Below are 16,161 nucleotides of genomic sequence, written 5' to 3' on the forward strand. Positions count from 1 at the left end.
CTATTCCGCGTCCAGTTCCTTGCGGGCCTGTGCGAGCGCATGCGCAGCACTTGCCGCCAGTCCCGCCATATTCACAAGGTCAGACGCCGTTGCCGTCATGCGGGAGATCTGGATCGAGTGGCTCATACCCAGAAGCATGGGGCCAACCACACGGCCACCACCAAGCTCAGCCAGCAGCTTGTATCCGATGTTGGCGCTGTGAAGGGCTGGCATCACCAGCACGTTGGCGGGGCCTGACAGGTTCATGAACGGATACTGTTCCATCAATGTGCGGTTAAGCGCCACGTCGGCCTGCATTTCGCCGTCAAACTCAAAGTCCACATTGCGGCTGTTGAGGATCGAAACCGCTTCCTGAATGTGTTTGGTTTTATCCGATGGCGGGTTGCCGAAGTTTGAGAAGGATAGGAACGCAATACGCGGATCGTGCCCAAGCCGCTTCACAAAATAGGCCGCATTTTGCGCAATATCCGCCAGGTCTTCTGCGCCTGGGCGCTCGTTCACCGTGGTGTCGGCAATAAACACCGTGCGCTGCTTGGTCACCACGATCGACATACCAAAAGGCCGCATGCCGGGCAGCGGGTCAATCACCCGGCGCACGTTTTTAAGCGCCCGCCAATAATGCCGGGTCACACCCGTGACCATGGCATCGGCATCGCCGGTTGCGATCATACAGGCGGAGAAAACGTTCCGGTCGCGTTTCACGAGCCGCTGAACGTCCCGCAGCAGGAAACCGCGGCGGTTCAGGCGCTCGTAGATATAGTCAACATAATCGGTGGTGCGTTTGGTGTTCGCGGCGTTCCATATCTCAAAGGCCGTGTCATCCACACCCATTTCGCGCAGTTTCTCGCGGATCGGCGCTTCATAGCCCACAAGGATCGGGATACCGTAGCCTGCGTTTTTGAAGCCAATGGCGGCGCGCAGAACCTTTTCTTCCTCTGCTTCCGCAAACACCACTCGCTGCGGTGTGCGGCGCTTGAGGTCTTCAAACATGGTTGAAAGCGTGTCCGCTGTTGGGTCAAGCCGGGCGGAAAGCTCTTGCTCGTATGCTTCCATGTCCTCAATCGGTTTGCGGGCAACACCGCTATCCATCGCGGCCTGTGCCACCTTCACCGGGATACGGCGAATAAGACGCGGGTCAAATGGTGCCGGGATAATATACTCAGGCCCATAATGCGGCTGTTGGCCACCATAGGCTGCCGCCACTTCATCAGGCACGTCTTCCCGGGCCAGCTCCGCAATCGCTTGAGCGGCTGCGATTTTCATTTCTTCATTGATAGTACGGGCGCGGACGTCTAACGCCCCCCGGAAGATGTAAGGGAAGCCAAGCACGTTATTGACCTGGTTCGGATAATCTGACCGGCCGGTCGCCACAATCGCATCCGGACGGGCTTCCTTGGCATCCTCAGGCGTGATCTCAGGGTCCGGGTTAGCCATGGCGAAAATGATCGGCTTTTCGCCCATGGACTTGACCATCTCTTTTGTGATGGCGCCCGCTGCCGCAAGGCCGATCACCACATCGGCGCCCACCATGGCTTCTTCAAGCGTGCGGGCGTCCGTTTTGATCGCGTGGGCTGACTTCCACTGGTTCATGCCTTCCGTGCGACCCGCGTAAATCACGCCCGAGCGGTCCACCATGGTCACATTCTCATGGGGCAGGCCCATGGCCTTGATCAGCTCAATACAGGCGATGCACGCAGCCCCCGCGCCAATGGCGACAACCTTGGTATCCTTCAGTTCACGCCCGGTAAGATCAAGCGCGTTGATAAAACCCGCAGCGGTGATGATGGCGGTGCCGTGCTGGTCATCATGAAACACCGGGATATCCATCAACTCGCGAAGGCGCTGTTCGATAATGAAACACTCAGGCGCCGCGATATCCTCAAGGTTGATGCCGCCAAAAGATGGGCCGAGAAGTTTCACGCAGTTTACAAACTCGTCGATGTCTTCGCTATCGACCTCAAGGTCGATGGAATCAACATCCGCAAAGCGTTTGAACAGAACCGCCTTGCCTTCCATCACAGGCTTTGATGCAGCGGCCCCCAAATTCCCAAGGCCAAGGATCGCTGTCCCGTTCGAGATAACCGCTACAAGGTTGCCCTTGGTGGTATAGTCGTAGGCTGTATCGGGGTCTTTCGCGATTTCCTTAACCGGCACGGCCACACCGGGGCTGTAGGCCAGCGAGAGGTCGCGCTGGGTCGCCATCGGTTTTGTCGCGGTAATTTCGATTTTTCCGGGGCGTCCAGTGGCGTGAAACCGGAGAGCTTCCGCATCCGTAAATTTGGAAGATTTGCTGGCCATGGGGATTCCTCTGTTCTTTGGTGTTCTTTGGGTGGCGATAGCCAAAAGAATGCTCTAAAAGCGGGATATGTATGCGGCATACTATGGCACAAAGCGGCTGACAATTGAAATCGGGTAGTAAACCGGGGGTAAGTTAAAAAAATGGAAGGTAGCGCGCAGTTGGGGCAAAACGCGGATAATGACACGCGGGGGCAGGAAAACGCCTCAAAAACGCCCGAAAACAAATGGTCTCGCGCCGCTTCCGCACCCGGCGTAACGCCGATGATGGCCCAGTTTCTGGAAATCAAGGCAAACTACCCTGATTGCATGCTCTTTTACCGCATGGGCGATTTTTATGAGCTGTTTTTTGAAGATGCCGAGCAGGCATCCGCAGCCCTTGACATCACCCTGACCAAGCGCGGCAAACATGACGGTGAAGACATCCCCATGGCCGGTGTGCCTGTGCACGCAAGCGAGATGTATCTCTCCCGCCTTATTCGCAAGGGTTTCAAGGTCGCCGTTTGTGAGCAGACAGAAGACCCGGCAGAAGCAAAAAAACGCGGCTCCAAATCGGTTGTGCGGCGCGAGGTTATCCGTCTTGTCACCCCCGGCACCATTACGGAAGAAAACCTGCTGGATGCCAGGTCAGCAAACTATCTGGTGGCGCTTGGGCGTGCGCAAAACGACTTTTCCCTCGCGGTTGTTGAGATATCAACGGGCGAGTTTTTCATCCTGCCCACCAAGGTTGGCCGTCTGGACGCAGACCTCGCACGCCTTAACCCCGGTGAGTTGATCACGCCCGCAGACACAAGTGATGATGATAAGCTGGCGGCTGCCCTGTTTGACTGGCGGTCTATCATCAGCCCCGTTGAGGCGCACCGTTTTGACAGCAATTTTGGTGCCCGCCGCCTGAAGGAACTCTTTGATGTGGCGACGCTGGACGGTTTCGCGAGCCTGAGCCGCGCTGATCTCGCTGCCGCTGGCGCACTTGTGGACTATCTTGAGGACACCCAGAAAGGCAAGATGCCGCGCCTTTACCCGCCGCGCCGCTTGTCTGCTGATGGCACCATGATGATCGACGCCGCCACACGGCGCAGCCTTGAGCTTACCCGCACGCAAACCGGCGAAACGTCCGGCAGCCTTCTCTCGGTGATTGATTGCACGGTAACCGGCGCAGGCGCACGCCTTCTCGCGAAACGGCTTTCCGCCCCGCTCACCGACCCGGTGCGGGTGAACGAACGGCTTGACGGGGTGCAATATATGATCGAGCGCCCGCATCTACGCTCTGACATTCGCGCGGCCCTCAAATCAGCCCCGGATATGGAACGTGCGCTGGCCCGGCTCTCGCTCGGGCGTGGCGGTCCACGAGACCTCGCTTCCCTGCGTATCGGGCTTGAGGCCGCAAAGGCAGTGCAAACATATCTGCTCGCGCCCAAGGATGCGCTTGAAGACATGGCGGACCTGATCGCGGACGCCGCCAGTGACCTTGGTGAACATGGCGAGCTTGTGGCTGAGCTGACACGGGCACTTGTTGAGGAACCCCCGCTTTTGACCCGCGACGGTGGCTTTATCGCCAAGGGCTATCATGAGGCGCTCGATGAATTTCGTATGTTGCGGGACGAAAGTCGGCGGCTGATCGCGGGCTTAGAGGGGGATTATCAGCGCCTGACCGGCATTGGCTCCCTCAAGGTCAAACATAATAACGTCATCGGCTATCACGTGGATGTCACCGCAAAACACGCGGAGAAGCTGATGTCTGCCCCAATGAATGAAACCTTCATTCACCGGCAGACCCTCGCAAACTCTATACGCTTTTCAACGAGCGAGCTTTCAAAGCTTGCCGGTAAAATTTCAGAAGCGGGTGACCGTTCCCTCGCGCTTGAGCAGGAATTGTTTGCGGGCCTTGTAGCGCAAGCGCTCGATCATGCGGAAGCGATCTCAACCGCCGCAGAAGCGCTTGCAAGCCTTGATGTGGCCTCTGCGCTTGCCACTCTGGCCGAGAATGAGCGCTATACCCGGCCAGAGGTGGACGATAGCCTCGCGTTCGATATCAAAGGCGGGCGCCACCCGGTGGTGGAAAAAGCGCTCAAGGCCATGAGCGACAAGTCTTTTGTGGCCAATGATTGTGACCTCGGGCCTGACGACCGGCTGTGGCTCATCACCGGCCCCAACATGGCCGGTAAAAGTACCTTCTTAAGACAAAATGCGCTCATCGCCGTGCTCGCACAGATCGGCAGTTATGTGCCCGCGGACAGCGCCCAGATCGGTGTGGTTGACCGGCTGTTCAGCCGTGTTGGCGCCTCAGACGACCTGGCGCACGGACGGTCCACCTTCATGGTGGAAATGGTGGAAACGGCGGCCATCCTCAACCAGGCTGGGCCAAAGTCCCTCGTGATCCTTGATGAAATTGGCCGAGGCACCGCGACCTATGACGGGCTTTCCATCGCATGGGCAGCGGTTGAGAACCTGCACAACATCAACCAGTCACGCGCGCTTTTCGCCACCCACTATCATGAGCTAACTGCGCTCAAGGAAACGCTGGACGCTGTGAGCCTGCGCTCCATGAAGGTCAGGGAGTGGAAGGGTGACGTTGTGTTCCTGCATGAGGTCGCACAGGGCGCGGCAGACCGGTCATATGGTATACAGGTCGCAAAACTGGCGGGGCTTCCTCCTCGCGTGGTCAACCGGGCGCGGCAGGTACTGGACCATCTTGAAAACAGCGACAAGGGCGACAAGGTGACCGGCCTTATTCATGACTTGCCGCTTTTCCAAAATACGCCAGTATCACCCATGCATAACGAGCCAAAGGCAAGTGCGGTTGAAGAGAAACTAGCCGAGATTAACCCGGACCAGTTGACGCCGCGCGAAGCCCTTGAGATCCTCTATGCCTTGAAAGACGAACTTGATCATCACTGATCAGCATCAACTGCCCCAGAAGGGCATATGCTGCGCACCTGGATAGAAATTCATGAGCAAAATCCGTAACCGCCGCGCAATTATCAACCGCAAAGAGCTTGTCATTGCGCTTGATGGCATGGTTGCGGAGAAAAACCAGAGCGACTGGCAGGCAGGCCTTACCGTTATCCTCAAAGACGCGCATCAGCGCGGCTGGAACGAGGTAAAACGCCGCTTCTATGACGAAGCTGAAAACGGCCGCACAGCCGCAGAATCGCTTTCTTTCCTGATGGATCAGCTCCTGCGCACGCTCTATGATTTTGTCACCACCCATGTGTATCCGCTTTCAAACCCAACTGCGTCCGAGCAGCTCTGCCTCGTGGCAACCGGCGGATATGGACGTGGTGAGCTGGCACCGTTCTCAGACATCGACCTCCTGTTTCTTATCCCTTACAAATCCACCCCATGGGCAGAAAATGTTGTGGAATACATGCTCTACACCCTTTGGGATTTGGGCCTGAAGGTTGGGCATGCCACCCGCACGCCTGAAGAATGTACCCGGCTCGCGAAAGAAGACCTGACGATCCGCACCGCGCTTCTCGAGGCGCGCTATCTGTGGGGCGAAGAGAAGCTGTTCCTGGCTGCGGCGAAACGCTTTGTGCGGCGCGTGGTGGCCACAAGTGGACCAGAGTTTGTTGAGCTGAAACTTGCTGAGCGCGACAACCGCCACAAGAAGATGGGCGACAGCCGCTATGTGGTTGAACCCAATATCAAGGACGGCAAGGGTGGCCTCAGGGACCTGCAAACCATGTGGTGGATTGCGCTCTATCTCTACGGCGGGCTGTCGCGTGAGAAGATGCAGGCCGAGGATATGCTCACTGCAACCGAAAACCGCCAGTTCAGGAAAGCCAACTCTTTCCTCTGGACTGTGCGTGTTGCCCTGCACTTTCTGGCCGGGCGGGCAGAAGAACGCCTGACGTTCGACACCCAGCGCATGCTGGCCGAACAGTTGAAATACAAGGACCATCCGGGCGCAAGCGGTGTTGAGCGCTTCATGAAACACTATTTCCTGGTGGCAAAACAGGTGGGGGACCTGACCCGTATATTCTGCGCGGTGCTTGAAGCCCGGCAGCAGAAATCCACCTTCCTCGCGCGCTTTCGCCGCACCAAAAAACTACAGGAATTTGCGGTTGAAGCCGGACGGCTTACATTTGTTACGCCAGACGACTTGAAGAATGACCCAACGCTGATCATCCGCATCTTTGCCGTTGCCGACGACAAGGGTTTTGACATTCACCCGGATGCGCTCAGGCTGATCAAGCTGAACCTGCACCGCATCACCGACAAGATCCGCCACAACGAGCAGGCCAACGCAGACTTCCTCTCCGTGCTCACAAGCCAGAAAGAGGGGGAGATTAACCTGCGCCGCATGAATGAGGCCGGCGTTTTTGGCCGATTTGTGCCCGACTTTGGCCGGGTGGTGGCACAGATGCAATATGACATGTATCACCACTACACGGTGGATGAGCATACCATTCGGGCCATTGGGCTTGTGGCCCGCATTGAGGCGGGAGAACTGGCGGACGAACACCCGCTCTCAACCGACGTGATCCAGAAAGTAATTTCACGCCGTGTACTTTATGTGGCGGTGCTGCTGCATGATATCGCCAAAGGACGCGGCGGTGACCATTCGGTCATTGGTGCGGAGGTTTCGGAATACCTCTGCCCTCGTTTTGGGCTCAAACCGGCAGAAACTGAGACTGTGGCATGGCTAGTGCGCTGGCACCTTTTGATGAGCAACACAGCCTTCAAGCGCGACCTTTCAGACCATAAAACCATTCAGGACTTCTGCGAACTGGTGAAAAGCCCTGAGCGTCTTCGCCTGCTGCTGGTGCTGACGGTGGTTGATATCCGTGCTGTCGGCCCCGGTGTTTGGAACGGCTGGAAAGGCCAGCTCTTGCGTGAGCTTTATTATGCGGCGGAAGAGGTGTTGGTGGCCGGGCATGTGAACGTGGGCCGTGGTGAACGGGTGAAAGCCAAACAAGCAGAGCTTCGTGAAACGCTAAAAGACTGGTCTGACAAGGACTTCGACGCCCATACCGACAAGATGCCCGATGCCTACTGGATCGCAGAAGGACCGAACACACTTGAGCAGAACGCACAGCTTATTAAGGAAACGGATGATCGCGGTGGGGCATTTGGCGTAACCGCGCGGGTTGAACCTTTTCAGGACATGACCAAAGTGTCGGTCTACACCGCTGACCACCCCGGCCTTTTCGCCCGTATCGTTGGCGCGCTGGGTGTAGCGGGCGCTACCATCATGGGGGCGAAAATCCACACCTCCAAAGACGGCATGGCGATGGACAACTTCGCGGTACAGGACATGGAAGGCCACGCTTTCGATAGCCGTCGCCAGCTGGATAAGCTTGAGGATACCATCCTTGAAACCCTGCGCGGCAATGTACGCCCGAAAGAACAGCTGAAAGAACGCCGCATCTTCGGCAAGAAAGACGCGGCCTTTGAGGTCGAGCCCGTGGTACTGATCGACAACCGAGCCTCAAACTGGTCCACCGTGATTGAAGTGAACGCAAAAGACCGACCCGGCCTGCTTTATGATCTGGCCTATGCGCTCTACCGGCTGAAACTCTCCCTCTATTCCGCGCATGTAGCGACATATGGCGAGCGCGCGATCGACGTTTTTTATGTGCGCGACCTTGTGGGGCAAAAGATCAGCAATAAAATCCGGCTCCGCAACATTGAGGAGAAGCTTCTCAAAGCCGCCAAGGGTGAGCCAATCTTCACGCAGAAAAATAAACACACGGAGACGGTGATTTGAGCCTTGGGAAGCGGATTTCCACCGTCGGCGGCTTTACGCTCCTCAGCCGGGTGTTTGGCTTCATTCGCGACACGCTGATGGCGCGCTATTTAGGCGCGGGCATGGCATCTGATGCCTTTTTCATCGCCTTCAAGTTGCCCAACTTTTTCAGGCGACTTTTTGCAGAAGGCGCTTTCTCCGTCGGGTTTGTGCCGCTCTACTCCAGACTTCTCGGGAAAGAGCTGACACCGGAGAGCAAAGCCGCCGCAGATGCTTTTGCCGGGCAGGTGCTTTCGTGGCTGCTGCCAATCCTCCTTATCTTTCTGGCCATTATGGAAGCCGCTATGGTGCCCGTGATGCTCGGGCTTTCCGGCGGATTTGAGGGCGACGCGGAAAAACTCAACCTCACCGTTGAGCTTGGCCGCTACACCTTCCCTTATCTAGTGCTCATTTCGCTGATGACGTTTTTCACCGGCATGCTGAACGCTGTGGACCGGTTTTCGGCCGCAGCGTTTGCCCCGGTGATCCTCAACCTCTGTATGATCACGGCCCTGGTCGGATTTGGTGAAACGGAAGTTGAAAAAGCGCGCTATCTCGCGGGCGCCGTGTCCCTGTCCGGCCTCGCACAGCTTATGTGGGTGTTTGTGGCGGCCCGCCGTGCGGGGCTGAACGTATCACTCCCGCGTCCCAAATTAAGCCCTGAGGTACGGGAACTATTTCGGGTCATTGGCCCTGCGGCCTTAGGGGCTGGGATCGTGCAGATCAACCTGCTCATAGACGTGCTTCTGGCGGCGCGCTTCCTGCCTGAAGGCTCCGTATCCTGGCTTTTCTACGCTGACCGGCTCAACCAGCTTCCGCTTGGGGTGATTGGTGTGGCTGTGGGTACCGTTTTGCTGCCAGGTATCTCGCGCCTCCTTGCAGGCGGGGATGAAAGCGGCGCTACACGCCAACAAAACCGGGCGATTGAGATTTCGCTTTTTCTCACGCTGCCGTCTGCGGTCGCGCTCGCCCTTATCGCGTCGCCCATTATCGCAACGCTTTTTGAGCGCAATGCTTTCACCGAAACCGATACCGCAGCAACGGCAGCCGCACTTGTGGTTTATGCGCTGGGCTTGCCCGCCTATGTTATCGCAAAAGCGCTGACTCCAGGGTATTTCGCGCGGAAAGACACCAAAACACCGGTACGTTTTGCCACCATATCGCTTGTGATCAACACCGGACTTAACCTTGTGCTGATATGGGATTTTGCCCATGTGGGCCTTGCGCTCGCGACCGCCATTGCCGCCTGGGTCAATGTCATCATGCTCTATGTTGGCCTGAGGGGACGGTATGGGTTCACTCTCGCACGTCGCACGTGGGTAAGTGCCCTTAAATGCCTTCTGGCATGCGGCGTAATGGCAGCCACCCTCCTCGCTTACACCCACTTTTATGGTGTGAAGTTCGACGCTGATGGTAGCGCCCGTATCCTTCACCTTGTGCTGATGATCGCGGCGGGGGGCATTAGCTACCTCATCGTCGCTGTGCTGACCCGCGCCATTGATACGGACGAGATTGGCACAATTCTGCGCGGCAAGCGCTGATCCCTGCTTGACCGACCCCTTGGCGCTTGCCATAACGCTGCACACATAGGCGGCCCGGTCCAAAGGTGCCGTCCCTTTATGATGGAGACTTTTGGTGAGCAATCGTGTTTTTTCCGGCGCCCAACCGAGCGGCAACATGCATCTTGGCAACTATCTTGGCGCTTTCCGCAACTGGGTAAAACTGCAGGACGATTTTGAGTGTATTTACTGCGTGGTGGACATGCACGCCATCACCGTCTGGCAAGACCCTGCGGATTTGAAAGCACAGGTGCGTGAAGCAGCAGCCGCATATATCGCGGCAGGCGTGGACCCTTCAAAGTCGATCCTTTTCAATCAGTCCCGCGTCTCAGGCCACGCCGAGCTTGCGTGGATATTCAACTGTGTAGCGCGCATCGGCTGGCTAAACCGCATGACCCAGTTCAAGGACAAGGCTGGCAAGAACCGTGAAAAAGCATCAGCGGGGCTTTATGTTTACCCAAACCTGATGGCAGCTGACATCCTGCTCTATAAAGCAACCCACGTGCCGGTGGGTGAAGACCAGAAACAGCATCTTGAGCTGACGCGTGATATCGCGCAGAAGTTCAATAACGACTATGGTCTTGAGCTTTTCCCGCTTGTGGAACCTATCATTCAGGGTGAAGGCACCCGTGTGATGAGCCTGCGGGACGGCACAAAAAAGATGTCAAAGTCTGATCCGTCTGAATATAGCCGCATCAACTTGAACGACGACGCTGATACAATCGCCCAGAAGATTCGCAAGGCCAAAACCGATGCGGAGCTTTTGCCGGTAAAAGCCGACCTTCTTGAAGGCCGGGCGGAAGCGCAAAACCTTGTGGGTATTTATGCCGCCCTGACCGACATGACACGCGACGAGGTGTGCGCAGCCTATGAAGGCAAGGGTTTTGGGGACTTCAAGAAAGCGCTGACAGATGTTGCTGTTGCCAAGCTTTCCCCCATCACCGAGGAAATGGCGCGGCTGCAGAAAGACCCGGCTTATATTGATAGCGTGTTGGCTGAAGGCGGTGAACGCGCTGCGGCCATCGCGAACCCTATCCTTGACGAAGTGAAACGCGCGGTTGGGTTCCTCTTCTAAGCAAAGCGCAACACATAAACGTGAGTCCGCTTTTGTTCAGTCTGCGTTCAGGCGGGGCGTATTATGGTTTGTCTTATAAAGAGACAGCATCTTACACCTTGCCGCGCACGCAAGGCTTGTTAGACTGCTGCTAACGAAAGCAAGAGACACGCAGATGGCCAAGAATAGTTTAAAACAGATTATGCTTGCGGCGGTGCTGGTAACGCTCAGCGCCTGCGCCAGCACATTCCGAAGCGATGTGGCAACATTCCACACATTGCCGGTGCCCCAGGGTGAACGGCTGATGATTGTGCCGATGGATACGTCAAAAAAAGACAGCATCGAGTTCAAGCAATATGCTGCCGTGCTGGCGAACCATCTGCGCAACGAAGGCTACCAGGCGACCGGGGAGAAAGACCCTGAGCTGATCGTAGGCTTTGATGTAACCGTTAATGATGGACGCGAGAAAGTGCGCGCGGTACCAGGGTATAGCCGCCCCTATTACTGGCGCAGCTATTGGTATTGGGGTCGTTATTGGGGCCCGATTACCCCGTTCGACAGCCCCTATCATGATGAGCTGATTACACGCACCGTATATACGGCCACGCTGATCATGGAAGTGCGCACGCCAGAGGGCGAGCTGTTATTTGAAGGCCGCGCGGAAACCGAAACCCGCACCAAAGCGGTGCCGGAGGTTGTGCCTCTCCTCGCGGAAGCGCTGTTTGAAGACTTCCCTGGCGAAAGCGGTGTAACCCGGCATGTTCGCATAGACCTCGAGAACAGCGGCCGCTAGGCGGTAGTAAAATCAGATTAGACCCCCCCGCCTCCTTCGGCGGGGGTTTTTATTTAGCCCGCTCCCTGTTCAAACATTTGCGGCCACCACAATACCGCCCCTTGGTTCGCACGTTATGTACCAGATATAACCAGCCGCACTTTTCATGAGAGCAAAGCCGCAGCCGGCTATCGGGCAGGTCTTTCCTCAGGAGGACAGCATCGCGGGCAAGTAAATCAACGACAATGGTGAGGTGGGTAAAGGCTGCTGGTCTTATCTCTATATGGTCATCCACAAAGGCCAGACGATGCGACGCCAACGATTGCTGCCAAAAGGCCTCAAACGTTTCCATATCCTCAACTGCGGGCTCCTCCCCCTGAGCATAGGCCGAGAATATCTGATGCAATGCGGCCCTTAGCGCACGGGCATTTTCCAGGGCCGCCAAAGCTTCCTTGGGCTCAAGGCTCCCTTTCATGGCGATGATATCGGCAAGCTCCGGCTCCATCACCCCGGCCTCAACAGACCAACTCGCGAGTGCGAGATAGCTATCAAGAAGGTCTGTCGGATTTACGCACCCCCATCCCGTCAGAGTATTGGTGAAATCAAGCACCGGATGACCGCCGATCAGGTCATCACGCTCAAGGGTATTTGTTTGGGTACGGCGTAACGGTTTTTGCACAGACAGCCCTTCGTTTGCCATGGAGCAACTCAACTCGGATAAACCCTATGTGGGTATCTTATCATGAGCATTAAACCATAAAGTAGCGAGCGATGAGATCCTGCGGCATCCGCCCCAGCATGAGAACGCCTACGAGCCTGGCCCAAGCGCATAAACCATCAACATCGAAATTATTCACCAACTCCCCTTGACTCTTTGCTCAAAATATATACTTTGAAATACAAAGTACTTTGCATGAAGCAAATAGGACATGAATGATGACAGACAACCTCAATGATACCGACACCAGAAATCCGGTGGAAGACCTCGCCCTCATTCGGCAGATGATGGAAGCAGGGCGCGATAAGGTCGCCGTGAGCGGTATTCACTTTATCTTGTGGGGCTTCCTGCTTACGGTCGCCTTCTTTCTGCAATATCTCAGCGTGCACAACTATATTCCTCAGATGATGGTGGGCATCTGGACACCTATATTTATTATTGGCTGGGGGATTGAATTCTGGATCGCCCGCCGCTGCCCGCCGGTTACCCGCACAAGCAACCCAGCCGTGGTTGCCCACTCCTCAAGCTGGACCGTGGTAGGCCTCACCACACTCATTTATTTTGGCCTCTCTGTGGCAACAGATACTTTTGACCCCAAGACCATTACCGTATTGTCCGCTGGCCTGATGGGCGGGGCTTACTGGGTCACCTCTGCGGTGACCGGTGTTCGGTGGCTGAAGTACACAGCTCTCGGCTGGTGGGCGGTTCTCGCATATGCGACAACCCTGAAGGTCTATGACGGTGAGATGTTGTTGGTAATGGCAGCATCAAGCGCGCTTCTTCTCACCCTACCCGGCATTGTTATGCGGCGCCTTTATAACACCGAGGAGTAGGCTTATGTCGGACTTCGACTATAGAGCGATAGACGATGTGATCCACTCAAGGGTAAGGCTCGCGATTATGTCCTATCTCGCATCTGCCCGCTCATCAGAGTTTACGGCGCTTAAGAAGGTGCTTCAGGTTTCAGACGGCAACCTCAGCACCCACCTGAAAAAACTTGAAGACCACAAATACATCAAGGTCGAGAAAGACTTCGTGGGCAAAAAACCACAAACAACAATTGAAATAACACCAACAGGCGACGCTGCCTTCAAGGCCTATGTTGAAGGTATCGCTGCCATGCTGGGCACATAAAAACGACAGCTTTAACCCGGCCCAATGTGGTCACTACAGACGAGGATAAAATGAACAAAAGACTTGTAAGGGCGCTGTGTATCAGTGCTGCAACCTGCCTGGGTGGAAGCCTGACGGCTTCTGCCGCGGACCTGACCGTGCATATTGCCAATATAGAACAGTCGACAGGGTCAATCCTTATCGGCCTCTATGATAGCGCGGAAACCTTCCTGAACCCCAAAGGCATGCGAGACAGCATGAAGCTCGATGCCCATAAGGACGGTGTGAGCTACACGTTTCACGACCTGCCGGAGGGGGACTATGCAATTTCCGTTTTTCATGACCAAGATGGGGATGGCAAACTGAAGAAAAACTTCATGGGAATCCCGCGTGAACCGATTGGCATGTCTCGCGACGCAAAAGGCAGCTATGGCCCGCCGCAGTATAGCGACGCCGTGTTTACACTGCCCAAAACAGGCACAGACCTTACGATTACATTATACTGAGATACTGAGCGATGATAACGCCCGGTGAAGGCCGGGCGTTATATCCTCTATGAGCTCAGAGGCTCTCAAAAATGGTTGAGACAAACAGGTCAACCCCCGCCGGGTTGGCTTCCTGCCATTCAGGGTGCACGTCAGCAAGCGGCTTTGCCGCCACCACATCTTCAAGCGAATGGCCTTCATCCTTGAGCGCCGCCACCACATCTTTCGCTGCAACAAGCATATCATGATAGGCCTGTAAGCCTGCCTGGTCCGTCACCTGCCCGTGCCCGGGAATAACAATAGTATTCTCATCCGCCGCACCCAGCGCCATCTCAGCCATGCGGATCACACCGCCGATGCTGCCGCCATTGGGCACATCAATAAACGGGAAACGTCCGTTAAAGAATGTATCGCCCATATGGATAACATTCGACCAACGGAAATGGATGATGCTGTCGCTATTGGTGTGCGCGTTGGGCACATGAATGATGCGAGCATCTTCACCGTTCAGGTGCAACGACATCTGATCATTGAATGTGACCACAGGCAAAGCTGCCACAGGCTGTGGTTCAGTCGTGACATTGAACGCCTTGATAAAACTCCCCGCCGACAGGCGCTGCCGTACATTATCGTGCGCCACGATCACAGCACCCGATGACCCCAGGTTTTCATTGCCGCCCGTGTGGTCAAAATGAAAATGGGTGTTGATCACAAACCGGATCGGTTTATCAGAAATGCCTGCGATTGTAGCTTTGAGGCGCTCCGTCAGTGGCGCAAACTGGTCATCAATGATGAAAACACCGTCATCGCCTGCTGAAACCCCAATGTTGCCGCCTGCACCGTAAATCACATGCACATTGCCTCTCAGCGCGACAGGCTTGATCTCAACCTCGTCCCAGCTGTTCTGGGCGGAAACCGCCGATGAACCTGCTAAACAAAGCCCCACAAGAATATGCCTGAGTTTCATTATACTGGCTCCGATGATTTGTGTTTGCGTCTCAGCTCACTCTAACCCGCGCGGGAGGGCCGTCAACTCAGAAACCGAGCATGTGTGTTGAGCTAACCCCCCAGAAAAAGCATCGCTTGCCCCTAAACCGCCACGCTTAGCGCATTTAGTGTGGGATAAGGCGTATTTGCCTTTGCCGTCAGCGCCTGAATTGGCTACATGAAATATTACACACCGTTGCAACAAGGTTTAGGGGAATGCCCGTGGCCCAAAAGAAGGTCATTGCAGTCATTTTTGGAGGAAGAAGTGTTGAACACGATGTGAGTGTTCTGTCTGGCCTCCAGTTCCTTGAAGCGCTTGACCCCGGCAAATATGAGGGTCTTCCTATCTATGTTGACCCATTGGGCCAGTGGTGGACCGGGCAAGCCCTGACGAAACGCAGTAATTACCCCATCGCAGACGAGCCAAAAGGCCTCACCCAGGTGATGCTTGATCTGGCGACACCCGCAACCGGCAGGCCGCAACTGATCGCATTTTCAAAAGGGCTGATGGGCGAGAAGCGCACCACCATCCCCTTCGATCTTATTGTTCCAGCCATTCATGGTTCAAACGGGGAAGACGGCACCCTTCAGGGCTTGCTGGAGTTCGCAGATATCCCTTACGCGGGCTGCCGCACCCTCGGCGCTGCGGGCACCATGAACAAGGTGTTTGCGAAACGCATTGCAGCATCGGGTGGCATCAAGGTTCTGCCCGAGCTTTCGCTCACGCGCCCCAAGAAAGGCACCTTCCTTGATCCTGCGGTTCTTGAAACGCAGCTCAAAGACACCTTTGGTGACGTTACCTATCCCTTTATCGTTAAACCCTGCAATCTGGGGTCAAGCGTCGGGGTGGGGAAGGCCAATGATATGGACGGCCTGATTGCCGCACTGATGACCGCCTTCCGTATGGACGCGGAGGTGATCGTTGAGCCATTTGTCGCAAATCTTGTGGAATATAATATCGCTGTGCGGCGCAGCGCAGACGGAAAAACCCTCACTTCTGCCATTGAGCGCCCGCTCAGGGACGCAGAGCTGCTCGACTTTAAAAACAAATATCTGGCGGGCGGCACACCGGGCGGGCCAAAACTGGATACAGGGCCCAGCGAGGGCATGGCTTCCCTGAACAGAGTCCTCAACCCGGAAGAACTAACACCCGCCCAGAATGAGTTTATCCACGGCAGTGCTGCCGCTATTTTTGACCTGCTGCAGCTGGCGGGCAGCGTGAGAGTGGATTTCCTCTGCAACGAGAAAACAGGTGAGCTTTGGCTCAATGAAGTGAATACCATCCCCGGTTCTTTCGCTTATTTCTTATGGGAAGCTGCCGCAGAGCCGCTTAGTTTCCTCAAACTTTCAAGTGAAATGATCGAGGAAGGTTTCCGCCTCTCAAGCGCGCGCCTTGGCGACACCAATACGGCGACCGGCGGCGCGACCATTTTCACCCGGAGTTAAA

12 protein-coding genes are annotated in these 16,161 nt (G+C 55.8%); 9 read left to right on the plus strand and 3 right to left on the minus strand.

Annotated features, from left to right (window positions below):
- Positions 1-2,298 carry an NADP-dependent malic enzyme gene (locus ACN0XZ_RS03340; RefSeq protein WP_417456294.1) on the minus strand — a complete coding sequence of 766 codons (2,298 nt, stop codon included), beginning with the start codon at positions 2,296-2,298 and terminating at the stop codon, positions 1-3.
- 261 nt (positions 2,299-2,559) lie between these two features.
- On the opposite strand from ACN0XZ_RS03340, the gene mutS reads away from it, so the two are divergent.
- The 5 genes from mutS (at position 2,560) to ACN0XZ_RS03365 (ending at position 11,432) form a co-directional block, all read left to right on the plus strand.
- Entirely contained in the window at positions 2,560-5,193 is a 2,634-nt protein-coding gene (gene mutS / locus ACN0XZ_RS03345; RefSeq protein WP_417456645.1) for a DNA mismatch repair protein MutS, read from the plus strand.
- 52 nt (positions 5,194-5,245) lie between these two features.
- Positions 5,246-8,008, plus strand: a complete 2,763-nt coding sequence (locus ACN0XZ_RS03350) for a [protein-PII] uridylyltransferase (protein ID WP_417456295.1) — start codon at positions 5,246-5,248, stop codon at positions 8,006-8,008.
- Positions 8,005-9,567, plus strand: coding sequence for a murein biosynthesis integral membrane protein MurJ (murJ, locus tag ACN0XZ_RS03355; RefSeq protein WP_417456296.1), 1,563 nt, complete (start codon positions 8,005-8,007; stop codon positions 9,565-9,567). The genes ACN0XZ_RS03350 and murJ overlap by 4 nt, the downstream gene beginning before the upstream one ends.
- A gap of 94 nt (positions 9,568-9,661) precedes the next feature.
- Entirely contained in the window at positions 9,662-10,660 is a 999-nt protein-coding gene (gene trpS, locus ACN0XZ_RS03360; RefSeq protein ID WP_417456297.1) for a tryptophan--tRNA ligase, read from the plus strand.
- Between the two features lie 154 nt (positions 10,661-10,814).
- Positions 10,815-11,432, plus strand: a complete 618-nt coding sequence (locus tag ACN0XZ_RS03365; protein ID WP_417456298.1) for a DUF4136 domain-containing protein — start codon at positions 10,815-10,817, stop codon at positions 11,430-11,432.
- Between the two features lie 49 nt (positions 11,433-11,481).
- On the opposite strand, the gene ACN0XZ_RS03370 is transcribed toward ACN0XZ_RS03365, so the two are convergent.
- Positions 11,482-12,111 (minus strand): CGNR zinc finger domain-containing protein, encoded by a 630-nt coding sequence (locus tag ACN0XZ_RS03370; RefSeq protein ID WP_417456299.1) that lies wholly within the window; start codon positions 12,109-12,111, stop codon positions 11,482-11,484.
- Positions 12,112-12,347: 236 nt separating this feature from the next.
- On the opposite strand from ACN0XZ_RS03370, the gene ACN0XZ_RS03375 reads away from it, so the two are divergent.
- The 3 genes from ACN0XZ_RS03375 to ACN0XZ_RS03385 are packed head-to-tail and all read left to right on the plus strand — an operon-like array spanning position 12,348 to position 13,748.
- On the plus strand, positions 12,348-12,962 hold the full coding sequence (locus ACN0XZ_RS03375; RefSeq protein WP_417456300.1) for a hypothetical protein: 615 nt from the start codon (positions 12,348-12,350) through the stop codon (positions 12,960-12,962).
- A 4-nt stretch (positions 12,963-12,966) separates the two neighbouring features.
- Positions 12,967-13,263, plus strand: a complete 297-nt coding sequence (locus tag ACN0XZ_RS03380; protein ID WP_417456301.1) for a winged helix-turn-helix domain-containing protein — start codon at positions 12,967-12,969, stop codon at positions 13,261-13,263.
- 50 nt (positions 13,264-13,313) lie between these two features.
- On the plus strand, positions 13,314-13,748 hold the full coding sequence (locus ACN0XZ_RS03385) for a DUF2141 domain-containing protein (RefSeq protein WP_417456302.1): 435 nt from the start codon (positions 13,314-13,316) through the stop codon (positions 13,746-13,748).
- 55 nt (positions 13,749-13,803) lie between these two features.
- Here the strand turns inward: ACN0XZ_RS03385 and ACN0XZ_RS03390 are convergent, their stop codons facing one another.
- Positions 13,804-14,694, minus strand: a complete 891-nt coding sequence (locus ACN0XZ_RS03390) for an MBL fold metallo-hydrolase (RefSeq protein ID WP_417456303.1) — start codon at positions 14,692-14,694, stop codon at positions 13,804-13,806.
- A gap of 242 nt (positions 14,695-14,936) precedes the next feature.
- Here ACN0XZ_RS03390 and ACN0XZ_RS03395 point away from each other — a divergent pair, with 242 nt between their 5' ends.
- Positions 14,937-16,160, plus strand: a complete 1,224-nt coding sequence (locus tag ACN0XZ_RS03395) for a D-alanine--D-alanine ligase (RefSeq protein WP_417456304.1) — start codon at positions 14,937-14,939, stop codon at positions 16,158-16,160.
- Position 16,161: the final 1 nt, after the last annotated feature.

The organism is Kordiimonas sp. (assembly GCF_048264555.1).
Classification (GTDB): domain Bacteria; phylum Pseudomonadota; class Alphaproteobacteria; order Sphingomonadales; family Kordiimonadaceae; genus Kordiimonas.

Excerpts from the sequence above, each read along its gene's own strand:
- ACN0XZ_RS03340 (WP_417456294.1), bottom strand. The coding sequence starts at position 2,298 with ATGGCCAGCAAATCTTCCAAATTTACGGATGCGGAAGCTCTCCGGTTT.
- mutS (WP_417456645.1), top strand. The coding sequence starts at position 2,560 with ATGATGGCCCAGTTTCTGGAAATCAAGGCAAACTACCCTGATTGCATG.
- ACN0XZ_RS03350 (WP_417456295.1), top strand. The coding sequence starts at position 5,246 with ATGAGCAAAATCCGTAACCGCCGCGCAATTATCAACCGCAAAGAGCTT.
- ACN0XZ_RS03365 (WP_417456298.1), top strand. The coding sequence starts at position 10,815 with ATGGCCAAGAATAGTTTAAAACAGATTATGCTTGCGGCGGTGCTGGTA.
- ACN0XZ_RS03370 (WP_417456299.1), bottom strand. The coding sequence starts at position 12,111 with ATGGCAAACGAAGGGCTGTCTGTGCAAAAACCGTTACGCCGTACCCAA.
- ACN0XZ_RS03375 (WP_417456300.1), top strand. The coding sequence starts at position 12,348 with ATGACAGACAACCTCAATGATACCGACACCAGAAATCCGGTGGAAGAC.
- ACN0XZ_RS03380 (WP_417456301.1), top strand. The coding sequence starts at position 12,967 with ATGTCGGACTTCGACTATAGAGCGATAGACGATGTGATCCACTCAAGG.
- ACN0XZ_RS03385 (WP_417456302.1), top strand. The coding sequence starts at position 13,314 with ATGAACAAAAGACTTGTAAGGGCGCTGTGTATCAGTGCTGCAACCTGC.
- ACN0XZ_RS03390 (WP_417456303.1), bottom strand. The coding sequence starts at position 14,694 with ATGAAACTCAGGCATATTCTTGTGGGGCTTTGTTTAGCAGGTTCATCG.